Below are 23135 nucleotides of genomic sequence, written 5' to 3' on the forward strand. Positions count from 1 at the left end.
CAGTTCAACCGCCTTGCACAGTGGGCAGCAGAGGCAGAAAATCAGGAGGCTGAAACGTTTAATCTGACCAGGCGGCCACGTTACTCGATAATCTGCCGATGAAAAAGCCCCATCCTGTCGGACAATTGCGACAATGCTCGCCTGCGCTCGCTGCGGTATCAGGGTCAAATTGCCTGGTCATCGCCTACAGCCAGCTTTGGTCATAACAAGGAAAACTCGGTGAAACTCAGCGATATCGCCCGCCTGGCCGGTGTGTCCGTCACTACCGCCAGCTACGTCATCAATGGCAAGGCCGAACAGCAACGCATCAGCAACAGCACCGTGGAGCGCGTGCAGGCGGTGGTGCAGGCCCATGGATTTACGCCCAACCCTCAAGCCGCTGGCCTGCGCAGCCGGCATACCCGCACGCTGGGCTTCATCCTCCCGGACCTTGAGAACCCCAGCTACGCGCGTATTGCCAAGCGCCTTGAGCAAGGGGCTCGGGCCCGGGGCTACCAGTTGCTGATCGCCAGCAGTGACGACCAGCCCGACAGCGAGCGCCAGTTGCAGCAGCTGTTCCGGGCGCGCCGATGCGATGCCTTGTTCGTCGCCAGCTGCTTGCCGCCGCACGATCAGAGCTACCGCGAGTTGCAAGACAAGGGCCTGCCGGTCATTGCCATCGACCGAGGCCTGGACCCCCGGTATTTCTGCTCGGTGATCAGCGATGACCATGATGCCAGTCGTCGTCTGGCCGCCAGCCTGTTGAGCACCTCGCCAGGCAGCATTGCCTTGATCGGCGCACGCCCTGAACTGTCGGTCAGCCAGGCACGCGCCGGTGGCTTCGACGATGCGCTACAGGGCTTTGCCGGTGAGGTGCGCCGCTACCAGGGCGAAGCGTTCAGCCGAGAGTGCGGGCAGCGCCTCATGCAGCAATTGATCGATGAGCTGGGTGGCCTGCCCGATGCCTTGATCACCACTTCGTACGTGCTCCTGCAGGGAGTGTTCGACGCGCTGCACGCCCAGCCCACCGAGTCGCGCCGGTTGCAGCTGGGTACATTCGGCGACAACCAGTTGCTCGACTTCTTGCCGCTGCCGGTCAATGCCATGGCCCAACGTCACGGTGACATGGCCGCCAAGGCACTGGAACTGGCCCTTGCCGCGATTGAAGAAAAACGCTACGAACCAGGCGTGCATGCGGTCTCGCGCACCTTCAAGCAACGAATCGACCCGTCATGAACCTGCGTCTGATCGACACCCACACGCACCTGGACTTCCCGGACTTCGACGCCGACCGCCCGAGCCTGATGGCCCGTGCAAGCGCGCAAGGCGTCGAGCGAATGGTGGTACTGGGGGTTCATCAGGCCAACTTTCAGCGGGTATGGGACCTGGCCTGCAGCGACTCACGCCTGGCCGCGGCGCTTGGCCTGCACCCGGTCTACCTTGAAGATCATCAACCGAGCCACATCGAGCAGTTGCGCGCCTGGCTGGAGCGCTTGCGTGGCGATAGCCGCCTGTGTGCGGTGGGCGAGTTCGGACTGGATTACTACCTCCCTGAACTGGACAAGGCTCGTCAGCAGGACGTGTTCGAAGCGCAGTTGCAAATGGCGTGCGACTTCCAGCTACCGGCCTTGCTGCACGTGCGCCGCAGCCACGCCCAGGTGATTGCCACCCTCAAGCGCTACAAGCCCATGCGGGCGGGTATCATCCATGCATTCGCCGGCAGTTACGAAGAGGCACGTGAGTACATCAAGCTAGGCTTTCGGCTTGGGTTGGGCGGCGCGGCGACCTGGCCCCAGGCCTTGCGGCTGCGCCGTACGATTGCCCGCTTACCGCTCGACAGCGTGGTGCTGGAGACCGACGCACCGGACATGGCGCCGGTCATGCATCCGGGGGTGCGCAACAGCCCCGAGCACCTGCCAGACATCGCACAATCGCTGGCAGAGTCAATGGGCGTGCCCGTCGAGCAATTGGCCGAAGCGAGCACGCGCAATGCCTGCGAGCTGTTTGGTTGGCAAGCCCTGCGTTGATTCGCACCGGCCCGCCCCGCGCGGTCAGGCCAACACGGTCCACAACGCGAAAGCGGCATACCACAGCACACCACAACGCAGCACCAGGTCCCATAGGCTATCCAGGCGCCGCATCCCGCAATCATTCTCACTGGCAGTGCCGGCATTAGTGCCGTCATCAGCCATACGCCCGACGCGGGCTACCAGGTGCGCGGCAGTAATATGCCAGTTCAACAACTCGTGCAACATTTCGCGGGCAACGGCGACGAAGTTGCCGACCAGGGCAAAGCTCAATGCCACCACCCTGACCGGCACCCAGTCCATGAGGTGGCGAAGCTGCTCGGCGCGGTGCCGGAGTGCGGGTCGCTGACTGTGCGCTTGGCACAACGCCAGAAGGCGGTAAGCCAGGGCAATGGCTGGCCCCAACAGGAAATACCAGAGGATGACGGCGAAAAAGCCCTGATAAGCCTCCCACAGCAACCTGCTTTGCAGGCGTTCGCGCAGGTTGCGTGGCCCATCGGCCACTATGCCAAGGTCACGTGCAGCCACGTGCAGCGCGGCTTGTTCATCGCCCCTGTGCCAGGCGTCACGCACAGGCCCAAGGGAAGCCTTGGCATCACCACGTCCCAGGCTATAAACCAGCACCAGAAGATGCACCGGCAAGGCCAGCAGGCCGTAGGCAACGGGCTCAAGCACATGTAACAGCAGTGTCAGCACCAGCACCGGAGCCAGCACCACAGCGGCCAGTACCCACCCTACCGGCAGCCCACCTTTGCGCTCAAGGCGCGCCAGTTCGCCAAGGAAGAAACCGTCACGCTGGACCAGATGGCGCAAGCCGGAAAATTTCTCGAACCACAGCACCAGGATCAACACCAGAAAACTCATGCCTCAGCCCTCCTCGCGCTGTAACGCCTGGCGATACCGCACCCAGTCGAAGGCAGGGCCGGGGTCGGTCTTGCGCTGGGGGGCGATATCGCTGTGCCCTTGGATACGCTCAAGTGCGATGGCCGGCCAGGCCTTGCGGATGTGCCGCGTCAAGCGGTCGAGGGTCAGGTACTGCGCCTCGGTATACGGCATATCGTCAGTGCCCTCCAGCTCGATGCCGATCGAGAAATCGTTGCAGCCCTCACGGCCGTCGAAACAGGAGACGCCGGCATGCCAGGCCCGATCATGCAACGAGACGAACTGGGTCACCGCCCCCCCACGCTCGATGAACAGGTGTGCAGAAACTTTCAGGTGCTCGATGCTGGCGAAATACGGGTGTGCGTTCGGGTCGAGCCGGTTCTGAAAGAACGCCTGGACGTAACCGCCGCCGAAGTTGGCCGGCGGCAAGCTGATGTTGTGAAGCACCAGCAGAGAAATCTGCTCACCTTGCGGGCGAGCATTGAAATTCGGTGAGGGGCAGTGGGTGATTCCGTCTCCGTGGAACCAGCCAGTGGCACGGTCCAATTGCATGAGGGGCCTATCCTGAAAAGTGCTGCACAGAGCGTCAGTATGCCCTGCTGCCGCTAGCGTTGACACGGTAATCATCACAAGGCAGCGGGCCCGCTCCTGTGCAAATCCTCTATGACCGCTTCCAGGGCGCGCTCGAACAAAGGACCGTCATCCAGTACGCGAACGGTGCCGGCTTCCAGGGCCTGGGTGAGGCCTGCGCCACTCCACTCCCGCACTTTCATACCGCTGCGATTTGCAAAGACGAGCTTGTCGCAACTGTCCAGGCGTGCCACCAACTTGCAGCGCTGAATGCCACTGTCATCGGACACTTCAATCCAGGTGCCCATGCGCAAGCGTTGCACCTTCTGCGAGACCTTGCCCTTGTCACCGGCCGGTTGCTGCCCAGGCCCGTCTGCCTCTTCGGCCAACGCCAACAGGATGTCCTGGGTGACCAGGATGTCGTCCTCGTCTGCCTCGGCGCCACCTGCATAAGCACGTATGTGCAGTTGTTCGAGTTTGCGGAAAAATTCACGGGTCACCAGCGAGTCGGTCCCGACACTGGCCAGCCCATCGCGCAACGACTTGAGTAACGGTGGTACCTGATGCACCAGGGCCTGCGGCTGAAGCGATGGCGTCACACTGGCCAGCAAGGTATCGAGGGTCTGCAGCGCACTGCGCCAGCCCAGAGACGCTTCGCCGTGTCTGAGCCAAGCCAGCATCATCACCTGGCTCCAGTTGTTGATCAGCATCTGTACCACTGCCTGGGGCCAGACCCGTCCGCGCAGGCGCTGGCTGAGCACGTGTTGCACCTGTCGCCTGGCAAGCGATGCATTGGCCCGCCCCTCTTCGGCATCCCGGGTGCGCTGCTCGAACAACTCGGTACGCCGCCGTTCATGCTGGGTCTGCCCGAGAAAGTCCTCGAGCAGCTCACCGAACAGACGCGTGTCTTCGGCAAAGTCGATGAGCAGGCGCTGAACCACACGTTCAGCGCGCAGTTGCAACGCATCACCCTGCTCTTGCTCGCGCGGATCGCAGCCGAGCCCCGCCGCCGCCATTTCGTTGAGCAGCCGTCGGGCGGGATGACTGGCGCGGCTGAGCAGCCCCCTGTCCAGCAGCGCCACCTTGAGCAGCGGGATCTGCAGGCGCGCCAGCACGGCTCGCAGGCAGGGGGGTAGATTGTCGTCGCGAGCAATAAACCTGAACACGTGATCGATCAGGTTGATCATGTCTTCGTCGTCCCCGCCAATAAAGCGGCGGGTACCGCTACGCACGCTGATGGTCAGCAGCAACTGCTCCACTTGCTGGCCAAGGGCGAAATCGTCAGCCGCATCGGGCTCTGGCACATAGTGCTGCAGATGTGAGAGTAACCGCAGCAGATCGGCTCTGCTGACCGGCTGGGCGCCGGCCGGTGCCTCCAGGCGAGGCGCGAACAAACCACGTGCGGATCGCAGAAGCGGTTGCAGGGAGGCGAACAACGCATCGCCTGCGGTATCTTCGCTCGCTTCAGGCTCATGGTAGGAGCGCTCGTCCGGCTCTGCCAGCAAGTAACTGTCCCCGGCTCGTCGGCAAGGCGTCGGTGGCAGCTGACCCAGCACGCCTGCCGCAATCAGCAGCCTGTTGGCTTCGCCGTAGATGACTTGCGCGTCGCACAATACATACCGCTCGAACAGCTTGAGCAGCACCAGCTTGACGCGCGGCCCTACACCCAGGCTTTGCCCGGCCTCGAGAAAGCAGCGACACAAGGCAATCGGGTTCAGGGGGTTGCACTGCTCAGGCACATGACGTTCGAGCAGCGTCTGCAAGCGCAGGCCCAGCTGCTGTAGCGCGACGCCATCACGGGCCTTTACCCTGGTCACCATCGCCTCCACCGCTGCTGCACGCTCGGACTGACCGGGGGTGAACGACAATACGGGAGCGACGGTTGCCGGGGTATGCTCAGGCTCAGGCTCGGCCAAGCGCGCGAAGGCTTCATGGACGGTATCGAGAAATAGCCGCTCGATGCTCTTGCGCTTGAGTCGCAAGTCGCGCATGGCTTCGAAATACAGGTGCTGAGCGAACCGGTCCGCTGCCTTGTCGGCCATTTCGAACAGGGTATCGTCAGCATTGTCGAACAGCGCCTGCAAACCCTGGCGCAGTTGCAGGGCGGCCTGATCGCGCACCTGCAGCAGCGCGATGGGCAGACTCGTGGGGGGCGTGCGCCGTCCATGTTCAGCCGCCGCCAAGGGCACTACCTTGCCCTCTTTGTGCATCCTGTACTCCTTGCAGGGTGTCGGGCCTAGACGCGGCCAGTTTCGCCAATAGCATGACGCCAAATATCAGACAGCATTATCAGGAATAATTCCTTTTACTGCCAGACGCGTTTCCTTGCTAAATGTCTTGACCCTGCACAGGCAGTGATTGCTCAACCCGTTGCGTCATGGCAGCCGAGCACCGGCTGTACACGCCTGCGCCCTGCCCTATAATCGCGGGCATCTCGCTTGTGGAGCCAACCATGCCTAACCTACGCCTTGCCGACCTCACCGCCGAAATCGAAGCCAACGTGCGCCGTGCGTTGCTGGAGGACATCGGCAGCGGCGACATCACCGCCCAGCTCATCCCGGCCGAGCGGCTGGCCAAGGCAACGATCATTACCCGCGAAGCGTGTGTGGTGGCCGGTACGGCCTGGGTCGATGCGGTGTTTCGTCAACTCGATCCACGCGTAGCCGTGCACTGGCAGGTGGTAGACGGCGATCGCGCCCAGCCCAACCAACCGCTGTTCCACCTGGAGGGCCCGGCGCGGGCGCTGCTCAGCGGCGAGCGCAGTGCACTCAACTTCCTGCAGATGCTGTCCGGGGTCGCCACGCGCGCGCGCACGTTGGCGGATCTGGTCCAAGGCACTCACGTACAGTTGCTGGACACCCGCAAGACCTTGCCGGGCCTGCGCCTGGCGCAAAAGTACGCAGTGACTTGTGGCGGCTGCTACAACCACCGCATAGGCTTGTATGACGCTTTCCTGATCAAGGAAAACCATATCGCCGCCTGTGGTGGCGTCGCCGAGGCGGTACAAGCCGCACACCGCATCGCCCCCGGCAAGCCGGTGGAAATCGAGGTGGAAAGCCTGGAGGAATTGCATCAGGCGCTAAGCGCGGGTGCCGACATCATCATGCTCGATGAGCTGACGCTCGACGAGATGAAAGAAGCCGTCGGGATCACCGCTGGCAAGGCCAAGCTGGAGGCCAGTGGCGGCGTCAGCGAAACGACCCTGCGGGCCATCGCCGAAACCGGTGTGGATTACATCTCGATAGGTTCGATGACCAAGGATGTGCGAGCGGTCGACCTGTCGATGCGCCTGAGCCTGTAACACGGGGCCGCCAGGCGGCCCCGGTCGAGGGATCAGAACGATGCGTTGGCCAGGCCGTCCAGGTAGCGCTCGACGTCCAGGGCGGCCATGCAACCAGCACCGGCCGAGGTGATGGCCTGACGGTAGACATGGTCAGCCACGTCACCTGCGGCGAACACACCCGCGACGTTGGTGGCGGTGGCGTTGCCTTCACGGCTGCCGCTGACCACCAGGTAGCCGTCCTTGAGGGTCAGCTGGCCCTCGAACAGCGAGGTGTTCGGGGTGTGGCCGATGGCGATGAACACGCCATCTACCTTGATCTCGTCAGTGCTGCCATCGTTGTTCTTCAAGCGCGCGCCGGTCACACCCATGTTGTCGCCCAGGACTTCATCCAAGGTAGCGTTGAGCTTGAGTTCGATCTTGCCTTCGGCGACGCGGGCATGCAGCTTGTCGACCAGGATCTTCTCGGCGCGGAACGTATCGCGGCGGTGCACCAGGGTCACCTTGCTGGCAATGTTCGCCAGGTACAGCGCCTCTTCAACGGCCGTGTTGCCACCGCCAACTACTGCGACCGGCTTGTTGCGGTAGAAGAAACCATCGCAGGTGGCGCAGGCCGATACGCCCTTGCCCATGAACGCTTCTTCCGACGGCAGGCCCAGGTAGCGAGCACTGGCGCCAGTGGCCACGATCAGGGCGTCGCAGGTGTAGGTGCCGCTGTCGCCGGTCAGGGTGAACGGCTTGTTGGCCAGGTCCACGGCATTGATGTGATCGAAGACGATTTCAGTCTCGAAACGCTCGGCGTGCTCCTGCATGCGTTGCATCAGTGCCGGGCCGGTCAGGCCGTGCGGGTCGCCTGGCCAGTTGTCGACTTCGGTGGTAGTGGTCAATTGGCCACCGGCCTGCATGCCAGTGATCAGCAGCGGCTTGAGGTTGGCACGGGCCGCATAGACCGCTGCGCTGTAACCGGCAGGGCCGGAGCCCAGAATGATGACGCGCGAATGACGTGCTTCGGACATGTCGAACTCCTGTCGAGCGGGCTGGAAAGGCCAGCTGTGCAAATGAAGTAGGGCCTGCACCACGGGCAGGCCGGTGACGCTGAAATATGAGCGCACTGTAGCGAGGTGGCAAAGAGTAAGGAAATATCCTTAGACAATCCACCTCATAGCCATCGTCTATGCGCGTCGTTGCGTTGGCAGGGTCCGATCATTGGCTTTTGTTACCACCGGTTTCACCCAGATGGCGCAGCTTCCGCATCCCCCCGAAACTCGGTAATGTCTGCCAACCACCTTTTCTGCGGAGTGATACATGCAAGCCCCCGTTCTTTCCGGGCCGCAGTACCTGCGCGAAGGCCTGAAGCTGATCCTGAGCCCTGGCCTGCGCTTGTTCGTGCTGCTGCCGCTGACCATCAACCTGCTGCTGTTCGGTGGCCTCATCTATTTTGCCGGCCACCAGTTCAGCCAGTGGCTGGACGCGCTGGTGCCCACACTGCCAAGCTGGCTCAGCTTTCTGACCTATATCCTCTGGCCCCTGTTCGTGGTGTTGCTGGTGCTGATGGTGTTCTTCACCTTTACCCTGGTGGCCAACATCATCGCCGCGCCGTTCAATGGCTTTCTGGCTGAGAAGGTGGAAGTGGTGGTGCGCGGCGACGATCACTTCCCGGCCTTCAGCTGGGCCGAGCTGCTGGCGATGATCCCCCGCACACTGGGCCGCGAAATGCGCAAGCTCGGCTACTTCCTGCCGCGCGCCACCGGCTTGTTCATCCTGTCGTTGATCCCGGTGGTCAACGTGGTCGCCGCGCCGCTTTGGCTGATTTTCGGCGTGTGGATGATGGCCATCCAATACATCGACTACCCGGCCGACAACAACAAGATGAGCTGGCAGGACATGCTCGCCTGGCTGCGGGAGAAGCGCTGGCAGTCCCTGGGCTTTGGCGGGGTGACCTACCTGGCGTTGCTGATCCCGGGGGTGAACGTGGTGATGATGCCGGCGGCGGTGGCTGGGGCTACCTTGTTCTGGGTGCGTGAGAACGGGAATGCACGGGCCGTGAACACACCTGCGCATCGAGCCTGAGCCTGCCCCAGGCGTTACCCTACCTCATCTACAGGAGCAGACCATGAACCGCTTCAGTCCCGCCAAACTCAAGCTGTCGAAATGGACCGCGACGCAGCCGGTGAACCGTGAAAAGCACTTCCTGGTCACCGACCTGGAGCACGACGAAGCGGGCGTGTTGCTGCGCGTGGAACTGCAGGCGGTGCACAGCGGGCGCAGCGAGTGGCTGGATTGGCGGGTGCTGCGCGACGCCCAGGTATGGGCGATGGGCTGGCGATGAGCGAGTGACTGACCGAACCGGCCGCGTGCCCGTCAGGCAGCGGCCGATCTTAGGCGCGTCCAACGGGAGCGCCGCCGCGTCGCCTCACCATGGAACACAACTGCCCAGCATCACTGCCCCAGGCGGCTGGAGAACTGCCCCACCACATCCACCACCCGCCTGGCCCCTTCCTGGATTTCCTCGATCACGTTTCCGGTCTGGTCCGCCAGCGCGCGGCCTTCTTCGGCCTGGCGCTTGCTGGTGTCGATGATCGACACTGCAGCCTGGGCCAACTGCTCGTTTTGCTGCACCACACGGGCTATTTCCTCGGTAGCCGTACTGGTGCGCGAGGCCAGCTGTCGCACCTCATCGGCCACCACCGCAAAGCCCCGCCCCTGCTCGCCAGCACGGGCGGCTTCGATGGCGGCGTTGAGCGCCAGCAAGTTGGTCTGCCCGGCGATATCGCTGATGGTCTTGATGATCGAACCGATGACCCGCGACTGGGTATCCAGCGCCTGGATGCCTTCGGCAGCCTGAAGCATCGAGGCTTCGAGCCCACGCATGACGCTGACGCTCTGCCCGACCACCTCTGTGGCCCGACGGGCGCTGGTGTCCGTTTCCCGGGAGGTGTTGTAGGCGACGTCCGCCGCCTGGGCCACCGCTTGTTCCTGGTTCACCTGATCGGTGATGACCGTGGCGAACTTGACCACTTTGTACAGCTCATCGTGGGCGTTGAAGATCGGGTTGTAGGAAGCTTCCAGCCAGATCACCCGGCCATGGGCATCGATCCGACGGAAGCGTTCGGCAATGTACTCACCGCGGCGAAGCTTGTCCCAGAATGCCTGGTAGGCGGGTGAGTTGACCTCGGCCGGTTCGCAGAACATGCGGTGGTGCTTGCCACGGATCTGATCCAGCCGGTACCCCACTGCCGACAAGAAGCGTTCGTTGGCGGTCAGGATCATGCCATCGAGATCGAACTCGATAACCGCCGTCGAGCGCATCAGCGCCTTGATCAGGCTCTCGTGCTCGCGGGAGGTGACGATGGTACGGGTCAGGTCGCTCGAATGCAGGGTGAAATACTTGATGCGCCCGTCGCTACCCTTCACAGGTTGCAGGATCGAACGTAGCCAGGCTTCCTGGCCGTCCCCGCGCAGCAGGCGAAACGCGCCATTGAAATGCTCGCCCCGGCTGATGGCATTTTTCATGCGCTGGTGAAAATCCAGTGACTTGACGTGGGCAGGCACGATGTCGTCGATGTTGCGCCCAAGCAATTGGTCAGCCCGATACAGCATCTCGGTTTCGAAATTGCCATTGACGAGTTCGATCCGACCGGCAGGATCGAGTTGCAGCACCAGCATCTCGCTGTCCAGGCTGCTCTTGATCTGGTCGATGATCATCAGTTCTTCACGCAACTGCCGGATTTCTTGCTTGAGCTTGTTGTTGAACATCACCGCTCTCCTGGAGCGTGGGGGCGAATGCAACTGCATCGGCGGGCAACTGCGCCTCTTGAGTGCAGCCTTGATGAATATTCGTGCGCGTTACAGGCGTCATGCCCCCTGCATCATGCCGACGTCACTTCGCCGTCATGCCTCGGCAATGCAGCAAGTGGATAATCTGTTCATGAATACACCAGCTCTGCACATCTGCCTCGTCAGCGATACCTTCGCCCCGCACGTCAACGGCGTGGCCTGCACACTGTTGAACCTGAGCGAAGGGCTGCGCCTGCGTGGCCATCACGTCAGGATCGTGCGCCCCCGACAGCCAGGAGAGCAGGCTTCGGGGCACAACCCTGGCGTGCGACTGTGGCGCGACTGGCCACTGCTCGGCTATCCGGGTTTGCAACGGGACAAGGTCTCCCTGCGCACGCTGGCAAGGCACTGGCGCCGGCAACGGCCTGACGTCATTTACATCGCCACTGAAGGCCCCCTGGGGCTGAGCGCATTACGCACCGCTCGGCGATTAGGGATCGCCGTTGTTAGCGGATTGCATACCCACGTTGCGCACCTTTCAGGGCAACACGGCATGGGCGTAGTGGGACGCCTGCTAAGCCTTTACCTGCGCTGGTTTCATCGCCGGGCCGTCTTGACGCTCGTGCCCAGCTTGAGCCAACGGCGTTGGCTGGAACGCCGCGGCTTCGAGCGGCTGGTGCACATGCCGCACGGTGTGGACGCGGAGCTGTTCAACCCGGCCCGTCGCAGCCAGGCGCTGCGCGAACACTGGGGTCTGGGCCACGATGATATCGCCGTCCTGCATGTGGGGCGGTTGGCACCGGAGAAAAACCTGGGGCTTTTGCAAAGCTGTTTCGAGGCTTTGCAACGGGCTATGCCACAGCGAAGGGTACGCCTGATCCTGGTGGGGGACGGGCCACTGCGGGGGAAGCTACAGCAGCAGGTCCCCGGGGCTGTGCTATGCGGCGTCCAGCGAGGCGAACAACTGGCCGAGCACTATGCCAGCAGTGACCTGTTTCTGTTCCCCAGCCTGATCGAGACGTTTGGCCGTGTGGTGCTCGAAGCCATGGCGTCAGGGTTGGCGGTGGTCGCTTATGACCAGGCAACGGCTGCGCAGCACATCGGCCATGGCCACAATGGGGCGCTGGCCATGCCAGGGGATGCGGCAGCCTTCATCGATGCCGCTTGCTGGCTGTTGCAAGACAGCGAGACCCTGCGGCGGGTGAGGCTCAACGCTCGACAGCATGCCAGCCACCAGGGGTGGTCGAAAATCGTCGACCAGTTCGAAGCGCACCTGCTCAGCGCTTCACAGAGCGTTCATGCGCGCCAAGCGACCTCGATACAGCCCATGCCGCCGCTGTGAAGCCACTGCAGCGGCCGAGGTGAGCACCCGGTGCATGATCAGCCCAGGGCCTTTTCGATGGCCTGGACCACCGCAGGATCATCCGGCGCCGTGCGCGGGGAGAAGCGCGCCAATACCCGCCCGTCCTTGCCCACCAGGAATTTCTCGAAATTCCAGGTAATGTCCCCCGGAAACTCCGCGCCCTCGCCCGCCAGAAGGCGATACATCGAATGGCGCTGAGGCCCGTTCACATCGAGCTTGGCGCCGAGCGGAAAGCTCACGCCGTAGTTCATGCTGCAGAATTCCTGGATTTGCGCTTCGCTCCCCGGCTCCTGCCCTGCGAACTGATTGCAGGGCAGGCCAAGGATCGTGAAGCCTTTGTCCTTGTACGTCTGGTAGAGCTGCTCAAGCGCCGCGTACTGAGGTGTCAGGCCGCACTTGGAGGCCACGTTGACCACCAGCACTACCTGCCCCTTGTACGGCTTCAAGGACAGATCGCCACCGTCAAGCGCGTTCAACTTCAGGTCGTGAAATGCACTCATGCTGTAATCCCCTTTTCAGGTCGCCGACGGCACCTGGGCAAATTGCGCCCACTAAAAAGGCGTTCGTTCAAGCCGTCGCCTTCCTTGGGAAGGCAGGGGGGCTTGCCCGAACGCCTGGCGACTTTCTGAGCTTAGCGCAGAAAGATCAGTGGTGATGGCCACCTTCACCGTGGATGTGACGGTGAGCGATTTCTTCTTCGCTGGCGTCACGTACGTCAACGACCTTGACCTGGAAGTTCAGGCGCTGGCCGGCCAGTGGGTGGTTGCCATCGACGGTCACGTCGTCGCCGTCCACGTCACGGATGGTGACGATCTGCATCTGGCCATCGGGGGCCGAGGCGTGGAACTGCATGCCCACTTCCAGCTCGTCGACGCCTTCGAACAGGCTGCGGTTCAGGGTGCTGACCAGCTCGGCCAGGTATTCGCCGTAGGCCTCTTCAGGCTCGATGGAAACGGTCAGCTCGTCGCCGGCCTGTTTGCCTTCCAGGGCTTTTTCCAGGCCTGGGATGATGTTGCCGGCACCTTGCAGGTATACCAGCGGCGCGCCACCGGCGGAGCTGTCGATGGTCTCCCCGGCGTCGTTAGTCAGGGTATAGTCGATGGAGACAGCCTTGTTGGCGGCGATCAGCATGGGGCAAGACCTTTTGCAAAAGAATGTAGAACGCACAAGTGTAACCAAGCCATCGCCCGATTGCGAACCTCGCCTGGATCCGCCCATGCCCATCAGTCGGATCATCGCTTTTTCCCAGGATGCCGAAGGCCACTGGGTCGCCCAGTTGAGCTGTGGCCACACCCAGCACCTGCGCCACGTACCGCCCTGGCAGCTGCGCCCATGGGTGCTCGACCCCGAACAGCGAGCGCAGCGCATTGGCCAGGCGTTCCCGTGCGGTTGGTGCGCACAGGGTGCCGATAGCGCTACCCTTGATCGCTGATCCCTTGCACCGCTTATTTCGAGAAGCACGCATGCAGACTTTTTTCATCGCACCAACCGACTTTGGCGTCGGCCTTACGTCCATCAGCCTGGGCCTTGTGCGCACACTGGAGCGTGCCGGCCTGAAAGTGGGCTTCTTCAAGCCTGTTGCCCAGCCCCACCCGGGCGACACCGGCCCGGAGCGCTCCACCGAGCTGATCGCTCGTACCCACGGCATCATGCCGCCGACGCCGCTGAGCCTGGCCCAGGTCGAACGGATGCTGGGCGATGGTCAGCTGGACGAGCTGCTCGAGTCAATCGTTCGCCTGTACCAGCAGGCTTGTGTCGGCAACGACGTGGTAGTGGTCGAGGGCATGGTCCCTACCCGTCACGCCAGCTACGCAGCCCGCGTGAACCTGCACCTTGCCAAGAGCCTGGATGCCGAAGTGATCCTGGTATCGGCCGCCGAACAGGAAGTGCTCAGTGAACTGTCCGGCAGGGTCGAGCTACAGGCCCAGCTGTTCGGAGGCCCGCGCGACCCCAAGGTGCTGGGTGTGATCCTGAACAAGGTGCGCACCGACCAGAGCATGGAGCAATTCTCGACGCGTCTGCGTGAGCACTCGCCGCTGCTGCGCGGCAACGATTTCCGCCTGATCGGCTGCATTCCCTATCAGCCGGAACTCAATGCCCCGCGCACGCGGGATGTGGCAGAGCTGCTCGGGGCCCAGGTCCTCAATGCCGGTGACTTTGAGCAGCGCCGCATGACCAAGATCATCATCTGCGCCCGCACGGTGGCCAATACCGTGCCGCTGCTGACATCTGGAACGTTGGTGGTGACGCCCGGCGATCGCGACGACATCATCCTCGCCGTGAGCCTGGCAGCGATCAACGGCGTGCCGTTGGCAGGCCTGCTGCTGACCAGCGACAGCAAGCCCGATGCGCGCATCCTGGGGCTATGCCGCGGGGCGCTGCAGGCAGGGTTGCCGATCCTGTCGGTCAGCACAGGGTCATATGACACCGCCAACCAGCTCAATGCCCTGAACAGGGAAATCCCGGTCGATGACCGCGAGCGCGCCGAGTTCATCACCGACTTCGTGGCCAGCCACCTCGACGGCGCCTGGTTGAGCCAGCGCTGCGGCGCTCCGCGCGAGATGCGCCTGTCACCTGCGGTATTTCGCTATCAACTGATCCAGCGCGCGCAGCAGGCCAACAAACGTATCGTCCTGCCCGAAGGGGCCGAGCCGCTGCTGGTGCAGGCGGCGGCCATCTGCCAGGCACGCGGCATTGCCCGCTGCGTGCTGCTCGCCAAGCCTGAAGCGGTCGATGCCGTGGCCCGAGCCCAGGGCATCACCCTGCCCGAAGGGCTGGAGGTGTTGGACCCGGACCTGATCCGCGAGCGCTATGTCGAGCCCATGGTGGCGCTGCGCAAGAGCAAGAACCTCAACGCACCGATGGCCGAACAACAGCTTGAAGACCCGGTGGTCATCGGCACCATGATGCTGGCCCTGGACGAAGTCGATGGCCTGGTCTCGGGTCTGGTGCATTCCACGGCCAATACCATCCGTCCTGCATTGCAGCTGATCAAGACCGCACCGGGCGCCAGCCTGGTTTCTTCGGTCTTCTTCATGCTGTTTCCGGACCAGGTGCTGGTCTACGGCGACTGCGTGATGAACCCCCACCCCAATGCCGCCGAACTCGCCGAGATCGCGCGTCAGAGTGCTGCATCTGCACATACCTTCGGCATCACGCCACGGGTCGCGATGATCAGTTATTCAAGCGATTCGGCAAGCGACGAGGAGGTGGAAAAAGTGCGAGAGGCCACACGCATGGCCAGGGAGGGGGCCGAGCAGCTGTTGATCGATGGGCCGCTGCAATACGATGCGGCTGTCAACCCTGCCGTTGCACGCGACCTGGCGCCGCGCAGTCAGGTGGCCGGCCGCGCCACGGTGTTCGTATTCCCGGACCTGAACACCGGCAATACCACACACAAGGCCGTGCAGCGCAGTACCGACGGCGTGAGCCTGGGGCCCATGCTGCAGGGGCTGCGCAAGCCGGTGAACGATCTACCGCGCGGGGCGCAGGTCGACGACATTGTGCACACCATTGCCCTGACCGCCATTCAGGCAAGCGAAGTGCGCTGAATACGGGGGCCATCAAGTGGCCCCCACCTTCGGGTCAGGGATACTGCTGAACCTGGCCCTGCTGCTGATCGTACTGCTGGCCAGGGATCGGCTTGAGGTTCACTTCCACGCGGCGGTTCTGCGCACGGCCATTGGCATCGGCATTGCTGGCGATCGGTTGATCCGGGCCCATGCCGCGCACGGTGACCCGCGAGGCGTCCACACCCTGGGAAGTCAGGTAGCTGCTGACGGCCTGGGCACGACGCTGGGACAGGTCCATGTTGTGCTGGCGGCTACCGGTGCTGTCAGTGAAACCCACCACTTCGATGTTGTTCTGGTTGAACTGCTTGAACGAGCCAGCCAGGTTGTTCAGCGGCGCGTAGAAGCTTGGCGAGATGTTGGCCGAATCGGTGGCGAAGGTGATGTTGCCGGGCATGATCAGTTTGATCTGGTCGCCCTGGCGCTGAACCTCGACACCGGTGTTGGCCATTTTCGCGCGCAGTTCGGCTTCCTGCTTGTCGGCGTAGTAGCCGTAGCCGGCCGCCGCGGCGCCAATGGCCGCAGCGCCGATCAGTGCGCCCTTGCCACGGTGATTGTGATCGATCGCGGCGCCGGCCACGGCACCGGCCAGGGCACCAAGGCCACCGTACTTGGCGGTCTTGCTCATGCCGCCGGCCTCTTGCCCCTGGTTCTCATAGGGGTTTTGCCCCGCACAGCCGGTCATCAGGGCAGCAGTGGTTGCGACGATAATCAGGCGACGCATGGTGAACATGGGCAAGCTCCTCGTGTTGGTCATGTATGCCGTAGGTCTGGAACGGCTCTATGTCAGGCTTGGAGTGTCTTGCCGGGTGAAAATTCCGCGCCCGCCTGCGCATTTGTGCACCGCCCTGTTCACCCCTCAGGGCAAATACAACCGGAACAGGCCGCCCCCGAGCGCCCCCCCGTTGGAGATGTCGATGCGGCCCTGCACGCCGCCGCTTTCATGCAAGGCCGCAATGCGCGCAGCGAAATACAAGCCAAGGCCCGTGCTGCCACTGGTGGAGTCGATGCCCTGGATGTATTCCTGTTGCCGTTCGATCATGCGCGCCGGGTAGCCGGGCCCGTCATCGTTGATGCAGATGACCAGTTGGTTGTCGGCCTCTTCGATGGTGATCAACAGGGCCTTCTCGGCGAACCGCGTGGCATTGGTGATGACGTTGGTCACCACCGATGCCACCAGCTCGCGATCGAAAAAGCCCAGGGGATTATCGGTATCGATGCGCCAGTTCGCCTCGATGGCATTGTGCTGCAAGACTTCTTCGTGGGCTGCCAACTGCGCCTCGATGAAGTCGTCGAGTTCGTGGTAGTCCGGGCATACCGGCAGTTGATTCACACCGAGCTTGTACAAGCCCAGCAACTGCACCAGCATGCCATTGAGGTGCCGGAACTCATGCTCCATCACCCCCTGTTCCGCGCCACCGCGCAGCTCTTCGGGCAAGCGCTGGACCCACTGGCCGTGGGACTGGATCAGTGCCGAGAGCGAATTCTTCAGGTCGTGCACGGTGGAGGCGATCACCGTGGAAAAATCCAGCCCCTGATTATCAAGATTCATGCGCCGAACACCCGGGTATGCAGTTTGCGGTAGCGGTCATAGCGGTTATCGCTGGCGGGGATACCGGCCACGCTGGTCAAGGCGTCGCGGCATTCCTGCATGATCGCAGGCTGAGGATTCTCTCCGCCAATGCGCAGCAGCGCCTGGGCGGTATTGAGGGCGATACTGATGTTCCTGGGCTGCAGGCCCAACGCTTTACGGAACAGCTGCAACGCCTCGCCGAGCTGACCTCCCTGGTAACTGCGCACGCCCTGACGATTGAGCGTAACGGCTTCGGTGATGGCGTTCAGCACACTGGGGTCATCCGTCAGCTGGCCTACTCTTTCCATGACCTTGGGGTCGTCGCCATAACTCTCCACACAACTTCTGAGCACGCCGATGGCCGCGGCATCCTGCCCCGACGCCTGCAATTGTCGGGCAACGGTCAGGGCCGCATCGACCGAGAAGAACTGGTTCATCTTTTCCAGGCGCTGGACGGCCTGGTCGGTCAGCTTGGCCGCGGTCTCCGGGTCGCCGGCCTGCTGCAGGCTGGCGGCTTTCATCATGCGGGCACGCACCTGAAGGCCTTGGTCTTCCGGGTTTTCCTTGGCCACCTCGCTGAGCGTGGTGTTGATCTCGACCCGGGTGCGAGCGTCCAGACCGAAGCCTGCATTACGGCTCATCAAGGCCTGCACCAGGCCCAGGTTGTTCTCGGCATCCTTGTAGCGTGAGCTCTGCCCCTGATTCACGGCGTGCCGGAACGCCTTGGACGCGCTGTCGAAGTCTTCGTTGGCCAACGCCAGCTTGCCCAGCTTCGATTGGCGCCGAACCGATAACGGCGAAAGCCGCACGGCCTCCTCCAATAGCCCTTGGGCGCGCTTGGTTTCGCCTTGCGCCTCCAGCACATCGGCCATGCCATCGTAGAGACTGGGCATGATCGGGAAGGCCTTGAGCGCCTGCTCGTAGACGGCCTGGGCCTGGGCATGCTGGCCGCGCTTGTGCATCAGGCTGCCCAATGCCGCATAGACCCAGGGCTGCGGGCGGCTGGCGAGAATGGCCTTGAGAAACTTCTCGAGCTCTTCGAAGCGGTTGAGGTTGCGCAGCGCATCGGCCCGGTAGCGTAGGCACAGCGGCGCCAGACGCGGGTCGCGCTTGCACAGCTCGGCACAGGCTGCCAGCACTTCGCCTGGGCGGTTGCGGTCCAGGGCCTGGAGAATCGGTTTCAACAGCGCTTTGCGCTGGTAGAGCTTTTCCACGCGCTGGGCAAGGCCTACCCGGTTGAAGGGCTTGGTCAGGTAGGCGTCGGGCTCGTGCTCGATGGAGCTCAGTACAATGGCCTGGCTGCTTTCGGCAGTGACCATGATGAACACGCATTCGTGGCTGATGTGCTTGTCGATGATCAGGTCTTCGAGCACCTGCTGGCCGTTTTTCTTGCCATCGCCCAAGTGAAAGTCTTGCAGGATGCAGTCATAACGCTTCTGGGCGCACATGCGTAGCGCCTGCTCGCCACTGTCGGCGGTGTCCACGTCGCGAACGCCCAGCTCGCGCAGCATGGAGCGGGTCGACGTGCGAAAGTCGGTGAAGTCGTCAACGATCAGAAAACTCTTTTGCCCGAACTGCAGCATCAACACGACCTGCCCTGGAAGAAATGGAAAGATGGCACGAGGCGAACCACCGAACGCTGTATCGGCAGGCGGTCGGAAAAGATAAGCGTGGCGTACGCGCCACTTCGAAGGTGGCATCAGGCCAGCATTTTAACTATCCACCGCACCCCCTGCCAGTGTCACTCCAGCAAGCCAAGTGCCTTGGCCTTGGCTACGGCCTGGGTGCGGCGCTCGACCCCCAGCTTGCTGTTGATGTGGCTGGCGTGTGTCTTGACCGTGTGCAGCGAGATGAACAGCCGCTCGCTGATCTGCTGGTTCGACCAGCCCTGGGCGATCAGCTCCAGCACAGCCCGTTCGCGGCTACTGAGTGCATCAGCACTGGCGGTGGTGCATGGCAAGCCGGGCAACCGTTCGAGCAGCTGGGCCCGAACCGAACTGTTGTCGCTGCCCTGGACCTGCTCGCGCAGCCACTGCGGGTAGCGTTGCAGCAGTTCCTGGAACGGCTGCAGCACACCGCCACTGGCCGCCTGTAGCAGTGCCGGCAGCAACCGTGCTGCCTGTGCCTGGTGCCCCTGGTCAAGGTGCAAGGCGATCAACGGGCACAAGGCGCTGACCGCCAGCATCATGCCCCCACAGCCCTGGCCACGCTCGGCTAACTGTTCAAGGTTGCGCGCCGCCTGTGCCTCACGCCCCTGAATGCGATCAAGCGCGGCTTGCTGCAACGCGACATGGCAGGGCAACAACGGGTGGAATTCGGGCGCCAGGGCCGCCTGCGCGCCGCCGTAAGTCTGCCCCAGGCGCGACAGCCATGACTCGGCAAGGTCCATGCGCCCTTGCGCGAGCCAGAGCTCGCATTTGACCAAAGTGATCATCGCCAGGTAGTACACAGGTGGCACGTCCCAGATATGCATCAGACGTTCGGCTTCGGCGAGTTCAGTGAACGCCTCGGCGAAGCGCCCTTCCCGGCCGTCGAGCATAGCAATCACGCAATGACCGATGAGCACACTGATGTCACGGCAGGCACGTGCCTCGCCCAGGCCACCACGCAGCCGAGCCAGCCCCTGCTCCGGACACAGGCGCGCGACCAGCAGATAGCCTTCGTACAAGGTCAGCCGCGCCCGGATTGCATACAACCGCTGTGCAGACAACCCGTGCAAACGCTGTAGCCCTTCACGCACTTCGCCCAGTGCACGCACGACCTCGCCTCGGGCATGCAATACCCGGGCCCTGTCGTAGTGGGCCAGGGCCTCGAACAGTGGATTGCCGACGCGCTGCGCCAGCTCCAGCGCTTCCCTGTTCCAGCCCCGCGCACGCCAGAAGTCGCCCTCGGCGATGGCCAGGTTCGACAACGTCGACAGGCACACCAGACGCTGGCCATACCGTTTGCAGGGCAGGCTGTGCAGTGCTTCGGTGCAGCAGGTCAGGGTGCGTTCACGATCGCCCCGGCCTCTGGCGATCACGCCGCTCAGCGCCAGCCACTGGGCGAGCATGGACTTCTGGGCAGTGGCAGAAGGCGCCGGCAGAAAGCGCCCCAGATGGCTTGCCAGTTCCTCGGCAGCGTCGAGCTGACACGCCAGGCCAAGGGCCCAGCTGTACAACACGATCAGGCGCGGTGTGCTGACCAACAGGCTGTCGGGCAGGTCCATTTTCCAACGCAGCAGCATCGCGACGTTCTGCTCGGCCAGCAGTTGCTCTTCGGACAAGCTTTGCACGAGATCGGCCGCCGCGTTCAGATCGCCCCCGCGCAACGCCTGCTCCACCGCCTCGTCCAGCAAGCCCTGGGACTGGAACCAGCAAGAGGCGCGCAGGTGCCGCTCGGTCAAAGGCTCGCGTGCCTGGCGGCTGCGAAGCAGGTCGGAGAACAGATGGTGGTAGCGAAACCACCGGCCGTGCTCATCCAGTGGCACCAGGAACACCTGGTGCGATTGCAGAAAATCCAGGATGGCGTTGCTGTCCTGTTGCAGCCGTACCGCGTCGCACAGGGGCGCGCAGAAGCGTTCCAGGCATGCCGTCTCGTCGAGAAAGCGCTGCACAGGCGCCGGCAGTATGTCGATCACCTCTTCGAGCAGGTAATCGCGGATCAGGCCTTCGCCACCGTGCAACGCCTGGGGCAGAACGTTTTCATCGCTGGACTCGCTAGCGGCCAGCTGCCAGAAACGCAGCCCGGCCACCCAGCCATCGCTACGCTGGATGAGGTTGTCCAGCGCCTGGCCACGCAGCCCAGTGGGCCTGCGCCCCAGCACCGCCAGCGACTCTTCGGCGGTCAGGCGCAGGTCCTGCTCGCTCAGCTCGGCCAATTGCCGGGACAGGCGAAGGCGTGCCAGGTGCCAGTCCGGGCGCTGACGGCTGGTCACCAGCAGCACGAGGCCTGCGGGCAAGTGATTGAGGAAGAATTGCAGGCAGTGGTCCAGGACAGGACCTTGGGCAAGGTGGTAGTCGTCCAGCACCACCAGCAAGGGCGACTCGCTGCGCAAGTGCAGCGCCAACGCGTCGAGCACCGTGCCAAGCCACGGCTCGAAAGCAAACGGCTGGTGGCGCTGGCGCATCTTCAACAGCCCCATCGCCTGCCCCCCCATGGCGGGGCAGTGCTGCTGCAACCCGTCGAGCAGGCGCTCGAGAAAGCGCCCGGGATCGGCGTCTCGCTGGCTCAAGCCCAACCACAGCGTGCGCCAATGGGCAGGCAGCGTCTCGCAGAACTCGATGGCCAGCGAACTCTTGCCGAAACCCGCTGGCGCACTGATCAGCAGCAATCGCCCGCCTAGCCCGGCCTGCAGGCGCTGGCACAGGCGCTGACGCGGGACATGGCCATCGGGCAAGGGCGGTCGAAAGAAGTGCTCGTCCATCAGGCCCACGGCCTGGCTGGTGCATCCATGCGTACGGGACAGATCTGTCATGGCCGGCTCGTTCTGGGTGGACAAATACGGCGTAGGGGTGGTTGCGAGACTAGCGGTTAACGCCCTGCATTTGAAGTTGACGGGGAGACTGCGCCGGAAAAAGACTACGACAAAAAGCAACAGCGCCGATCGACGCAGGCTGGAACGGGGGTTTTGGCGGGGTATTCAGACGGTTTATCGCAATGGCCCGGCGCTTCTGCCGGGGGCTGGCACCCCCTGCATTGGCGCGATGGGGCCACCGAGGGTGGCCCTGTCACTTACTTCTTCGGTATCAGCGGATGCCTGACTGACGCAGGGCCGCAGGCTGGAAGTCGGCCTTGCTGGCAGTGAAGCCGAAGTCGTAGGCACGTTTTTCTTCGTTCTTCATGCCCAGGGCCAAGTAGCGCCCCGATTGCAGGTCATAGATGGCTTCCAGGGTGATCCACGGTACCTCGACGTTGTAGTACGGCTGCGCATGGGCTTCAGACACACGCCAGAGCTGGTTGCGCCCGTCATACTGGTCGATCACGGCGGCTTGCCAGGTGTCCTCGTCGATGTAGAAGTCACGCTTGGCATAGATGTGTCGCTGGCCGGGCTTGAGCGTGGCCACCACGTGCCAGACGCGACGCAGCTCGTAACGTGCCAGGTCCTGGTTGATGTGCCCTGCCTTGATGATGTCGGCGTACTTGAGTTTCGGGTCGTCGAGCTTGAAGGCGTTGGAGGCGATGTACAGTTCCTTCTTGCCTTCGAGCTTCCAGTCATAGCGGTCCGGGGCGCCGTTGAACATGTCGAGGTTATCGGAGGTTCGCAGGCCGTCTGCAGCGGTCCCCGGGCCGTCGTACGACACCTGCGGCGCCTGGCGCACGCGGCGTTGACCGGCGTTGTAGATCCACGCCTTGCGCGGTTCCTTGACCTGGTCGAGGGTCTCGTGAACCAGCAACACGGTGCCTGCAAGGCGAGCTGGCGCAGTCACTTCCTGCTTGAAGTAGAACAGGATGTTCCCTGGATTGTTGGGGTCGTAGTCTTTCATTCGATCACGGAACACGAACTGATCGGAGAACGACACCGGGTTGAATGATCCATTCTGCTGCGGGGTCGCCTGGATGACCTGGCGGCTCACGCTGCCGCCACGGTAGCGAGTGATGTGGTTCCAGATCACTTCCAGACCGTTCTGCGGGATAGGGAACGGCACCGCCGTGCGGAAGTTGTTCAGGCCGTTACCCCCCTCCACCAGGGTGGCCTGAGTGGCGTTTTCCTTGATTGCAGCGAACACCTCGGCCGGTACCGTTGCCCCACGGTGCGTCTTGTAGACGGGAAGCTTATAGGTGTCCGGGTAGCGCTTGAGCATGGCCATCTGGCCTGGGGACAGCTTGTCCTTGTACTGCTCGGCGTTCTGCGCGGTGATGGTGAACAGCGGTTTCTCAGTACCGTAGGGGTCGGCGAGGAAACCTTTGCCATCGACGCTGCCGGCCGTCTTCGAGAGCGGCTGCCATGGCCCGATGGAGCCATCGGCATTACCGGCCTTTTCCGCGCCCATGGGGGTCAGGGTGGCACCCAACTTGGCTGCTTCGCCGGCCGGTACTGCCGCCATCACGCTGGTAGCCAGCAGGGACAGGCCCAGCACACCGGCTTGCAGCAGACTTCTGGTGTTGTTCATGTCGTGTCGTCCTGGATCCGTAT

General features: G+C 63.0%; 20 protein-coding genes and 1 pseudogene. 8 read left to right on the forward strand and 13 right to left on the reverse strand.

Annotation, left to right across the window (positions count from 1 at the left end; translation table 11 throughout):
* Window positions 1-219: 219 nt before the first annotated feature.
* A complete protein-coding gene (cra, locus tag CWR53_RS18555; RefSeq protein WP_058605850.1) occupies window positions 220-1215 on the forward strand; it encodes a catabolite repressor/activator in 996 nt (331 codons plus the stop codon).
* 2 nt (window positions 1216-1217) lie between these two features.
* Complete coding sequence (locus tag CWR53_RS18560; protein WP_058605869.1) at window positions 1218-2006, forward strand: TatD family hydrolase; 789 nt, start codon at window positions 1218-1220, stop codon at window positions 2004-2006.
* 24 nt (window positions 2007-2030) lie between these two features.
* Here the strand turns inward: CWR53_RS18560 and ampE are convergent, their stop codons facing one another.
* The 3 genes from ampE to CWR53_RS18575 all read right to left on the reverse strand — a co-directional run bounded on the left by ampE (window position 2031) and on the right by CWR53_RS18575 (window position 5668).
* On the reverse strand, window positions 2031-2870 hold the full coding sequence (gene ampE, locus CWR53_RS18565) for a regulatory signaling modulator protein AmpE (protein WP_100852214.1): 840 nt from the start codon (window positions 2868-2870) through the stop codon (window positions 2031-2033).
* 3 nt (window positions 2871-2873) lie between these two features.
* Window positions 2874-3440 carry a 1,6-anhydro-N-acetylmuramyl-L-alanine amidase AmpD gene (gene ampD, locus CWR53_RS18570; RefSeq protein WP_058605852.1) on the reverse strand — a complete coding sequence of 189 codons (567 nt, stop codon included), beginning with the start codon at window positions 3438-3440 and terminating at the stop codon, window positions 2874-2876.
* Window positions 3441-3514: 74 nt separating this feature from the next.
* Window positions 3515-5668, reverse strand: coding sequence for a DUF1631 domain-containing protein (locus CWR53_RS18575; protein WP_100852215.1), 2154 nt, complete (start codon window positions 5666-5668; stop codon window positions 3515-3517).
* A 242-nt stretch (window positions 5669-5910) separates the two neighbouring features.
* Here CWR53_RS18575 and nadC point away from each other — a divergent pair, with 242 nt between their 5' ends.
* Window positions 5911-6759, forward strand: a complete 849-nt coding sequence (gene nadC / locus CWR53_RS18580) for a carboxylating nicotinate-nucleotide diphosphorylase (RefSeq protein ID WP_058605854.1) — start codon at window positions 5911-5913, stop codon at window positions 6757-6759.
* A 32-nt stretch (window positions 6760-6791) separates the two neighbouring features.
* Here the strand turns inward: nadC and trxB are convergent, their stop codons facing one another.
* A complete protein-coding gene (gene trxB, locus CWR53_RS18585) occupies window positions 6792-7754 on the reverse strand; it encodes a thioredoxin-disulfide reductase (protein ID WP_058605870.1) in 963 nt (320 codons plus the stop codon).
* Window positions 7755-8043: 289 nt separating this feature from the next.
* On the opposite strand from trxB, the gene cysZ reads away from it, so the two are divergent.
* Together cysZ and CWR53_RS18595 are read left to right on the forward strand one after the other, a co-directional pair.
* A complete protein-coding gene (gene cysZ / locus CWR53_RS18590) occupies window positions 8044-8808 on the forward strand; it encodes a sulfate transporter CysZ (RefSeq protein WP_058605855.1) in 765 nt (254 codons plus the stop codon).
* Between the two features lie 43 nt (window positions 8809-8851).
* Entirely contained in the window at window positions 8852-9067 is a 216-nt protein-coding gene (locus CWR53_RS18595) for a TIGR02450 family Trp-rich protein (protein ID WP_023534670.1), read from the forward strand.
* A 110-nt stretch (window positions 9068-9177) separates the two neighbouring features.
* On the opposite strand, the gene CWR53_RS23590 is transcribed toward CWR53_RS18595, so the two are convergent.
* Window positions 9178-9756 (reverse strand): methyl-accepting chemotaxis protein, encoded by a 579-nt coding sequence (locus tag CWR53_RS23590; protein WP_375335504.1) that lies wholly within the window; start codon window positions 9754-9756, stop codon window positions 9178-9180.
* Window positions 9757-9765: 9 nt separating this feature from the next.
* Window positions 9766-10533, reverse strand: a pseudogene (locus CWR53_RS23595) (PAS domain-containing protein); the annotation flags it as partial.
* 133 nt (window positions 10534-10666) lie between these two features.
* Between CWR53_RS23595 and CWR53_RS18605 the strand changes: the two are divergent.
* A complete protein-coding gene (locus tag CWR53_RS18605) occupies window positions 10667-11857 on the forward strand; it encodes a glycosyltransferase family 1 protein (RefSeq protein WP_100852676.1) in 1191 nt (396 codons plus the stop codon).
* 38 nt (window positions 11858-11895) lie between these two features.
* Here the strand turns inward: CWR53_RS18605 and CWR53_RS18610 are convergent, their stop codons facing one another.
* The gene (locus CWR53_RS18610) at window positions 11896-12378 is read right to left on the reverse strand and encodes a glutathione peroxidase (protein ID WP_100852217.1); all 483 of its coding nucleotides are present in this window, start codon (window positions 12376-12378) and stop codon (window positions 11896-11898) included.
* 145 nt (window positions 12379-12523) lie between these two features.
* The gene (locus CWR53_RS18615) at window positions 12524-13009 is read right to left on the reverse strand and encodes a peptidylprolyl isomerase (protein ID WP_058605858.1); all 486 of its coding nucleotides are present in this window, start codon (window positions 13007-13009) and stop codon (window positions 12524-12526) included.
* On the opposite strand from CWR53_RS18615, the gene CWR53_RS18620 reads away from it, so the two are divergent.
* Window positions 13008-13310: a DUF3565 domain-containing protein gene (locus CWR53_RS18620; RefSeq protein WP_058639476.1), complete on the forward strand. Its 303-nt coding sequence runs from the start codon at window positions 13008-13010 to the stop codon at window positions 13308-13310. The genes CWR53_RS18615 and CWR53_RS18620 overlap by 2 nt on opposite strands.
* A gap of 31 nt (window positions 13311-13341) precedes the next feature.
* A complete protein-coding gene (pta, locus tag CWR53_RS18625; RefSeq protein ID WP_100852218.1) occupies window positions 13342-15429 on the forward strand; it encodes a phosphate acetyltransferase in 2088 nt (695 codons plus the stop codon).
* A 34-nt stretch (window positions 15430-15463) separates the two neighbouring features.
* Here the strand turns inward: pta and CWR53_RS18630 are convergent, their stop codons facing one another.
* From CWR53_RS18630 to CWR53_RS18650, 5 genes are all read right to left on the reverse strand, one after another.
* Complete coding sequence (locus tag CWR53_RS18630) at window positions 15464-16180, reverse strand: OmpA family protein (protein ID WP_023534691.1); 717 nt, start codon at window positions 16178-16180, stop codon at window positions 15464-15466.
* Window positions 16181-16306: 126 nt separating this feature from the next.
* Window positions 16307-16999 (reverse strand): sensor histidine kinase KdpD, encoded by a 693-nt coding sequence (locus tag CWR53_RS18635; RefSeq protein WP_058605860.1) that lies wholly within the window; start codon window positions 16997-16999, stop codon window positions 16307-16309.
* Entirely contained in the window at window positions 16996-18603 is a 1608-nt protein-coding gene (locus CWR53_RS18640; protein WP_100852219.1) for a tetratricopeptide repeat-containing response regulator, read from the reverse strand. The genes CWR53_RS18635 and CWR53_RS18640 overlap by 4 nt, the downstream gene beginning before the upstream one ends.
* 158 nt (window positions 18604-18761) lie before the next feature.
* Window positions 18762-21476, reverse strand: a complete 2715-nt coding sequence (locus CWR53_RS18645) for a LuxR C-terminal-related transcriptional regulator (RefSeq protein WP_100852220.1) — start codon at window positions 21474-21476, stop codon at window positions 18762-18764.
* A gap of 271 nt (window positions 21477-21747) precedes the next feature.
* Window positions 21748-23112 (reverse strand): DUF1329 domain-containing protein, encoded by a 1365-nt coding sequence (locus tag CWR53_RS18650; protein WP_058605862.1) that lies wholly within the window; start codon window positions 23110-23112, stop codon window positions 21748-21750.
* Window positions 23113-23135 lie beyond the last annotated feature (23 nt).

The organism is Pseudomonas sp. SGAir0191, from assembly GCF_002812565.2.
GTDB lineage: Bacteria > Pseudomonadota > Gammaproteobacteria > Pseudomonadales > Pseudomonadaceae > Aquipseudomonas > Aquipseudomonas parafulva_B.